The sequence below is a fragment of the Mesorhizobium sp. M7A.F.Ca.AU.001.01.1.1 genome (assembly GCF_004022735.1).
Classification (GTDB): domain Bacteria; phylum Pseudomonadota; class Alphaproteobacteria; order Rhizobiales; family Rhizobiaceae; genus Mesorhizobium; species Mesorhizobium ciceri.
In genome coordinates this window covers 1-1591 of sequence record NZ_RZPF01001029.1, presented here as the reverse complement: position 1 = coordinate 1591, position 1591 = coordinate 1, and the positions used below count along the sequence as shown (strand labels likewise).

Annotated in this window: 1 protein-coding gene; it reads right to left on the bottom strand. The window is 65.6% G+C overall.

The features are described 5' to 3' along the window. Positions 1-80: 80 nt before the first annotated feature. Positions 81-1591: diguanylate cyclase (locus EN884_RS35410; RefSeq protein ID WP_128361101.1), on the bottom strand; the 1511-nt coding region annotated here is incomplete at its 5' end.

The following is a 1591-nucleotide window of genomic DNA, read 5'->3' as shown; positions in this document are numbered from 1 at the left end:
TCTCCGTGGCGCCCGACGCGCTGAGCGGATCGTCGGCGCAAATCAGGGACAAGCCTTTCGGTTCAGCGGCGACGGGTCTATCAGGAGGCCACCGCCAGTGGCTCTGTCCGGCCATCCACGATCTGTGCGTCGGGCGCCACGGAGACACAGCCACGGCCCGCCGCCTTGGCGGCATAGCAAGCCGCATCGGCCCTGGCGATGATCTCGTCGACCTCGCCACAATTGGCATTGATCGCAGCCAACCCGATGCTGGCGCCGATCACGTGAGGACGGCCGTCCCAGGTGAAGTCTAGCCCGCCGATCGCATCGATGATGGAGCGCGCCGCGATCTTGGCGCCGGCTGCCGAACCCGATTTCAAAACGACCGCGAATTCGTCGCCGCCGAGGCGAGCGACGATGTCGTCTGGACCAAGCACGCCGCGAATAGCCACGGCAACCCGCTTCAGCAGCGCGTCTCCCGCCGCGTGGCCACCCGTGTCGTTGACCAGTTTGAAGTGGTCGAGGTCGATGAACATGAACTGATGTCCGGCGCCTCCGACCGACCTTGTCGTGTCGCCGACCAACCTTGTCGTGTCGGCGGTGCCGTCCTTGCGCGCCTGGTCGACGAGGTCCTCCATGGCGCGGATGAAGCTGGAGCGGTTGGCAAGGCCGGTCAGCGCATCGTGTGCCGCGGCGTGGGCGAGCTGGCGCTGCAGCGCGCGCGCATCGGTAAAGTCCTGGAAGACGATGACCAGCCCGCAGAATTCGTTGCGGTCGTTGACGATCGGCGACACCACCTGGCGGATGCTGCAGCGCGTGTCGTCGCGCCGGATGAGGACGGCGCGGCTGTTCTGGTCGGCGGGCGCATGAACGCCAACCGCGGGCCGGGTCACGCCGATCCTGTGCCCCGTCTCCTCGTCGACCGCCCAGTAGACATGGCCAAGCATCTTGCCGAGAGCCTCGCCGCCGGCAATCCCGGTCAGCTTTTCGGCGACCGGGTTCATGAAGGTGATCCGGTTTGCGGCATCGGTGCAGATGACGGCATCGCCGATCGATTGCAGCGTCACCCTCAGCCGCTCCTTTTCATCGGCAAGCATTGCCGCCGACACGGTGAGGCGCTCTTCGGCCTCCTTGCGGCGGGTGATGTCGGTCAAGCTGCCGATGGCCCTGATCAGCCGTCCATCCTCATCACGTTCGATGGCCTTGCCGCGGTCGAGGATCCACACCCAGTGGCCATCCTTGTGGCGCATCCTGAACTCGGCCTCAAAGAACGGTGTCTTGCCCTCGAGATGAGCGCGATCCGCTTCGGCGACAGTCTCGCGATCATCAGGATGGATCATCGTCAGCCAGCGGTCGGTGTCGCCATCGAGCTCGCCATCCGCATAGCCCAGCATCTTGACCCAGGTCGAGGAATAGGTCGTGCCGCCCTTGCGCATGTCGAGGTCCCAGACGCCCTGGCCGGCGCCGGCGAGCGCGAAATTCCAACGCGTTTCCGCTTCGGCAATGCGCGCCTCGGCCTGCTTGCGAGCGTCGATGTTCTCGATTTGCGAGACGAGATAGAGCGGGCGGCCGCTGGTCTCATCGCGAATGACCGAACCGGCAAGATGGGCCC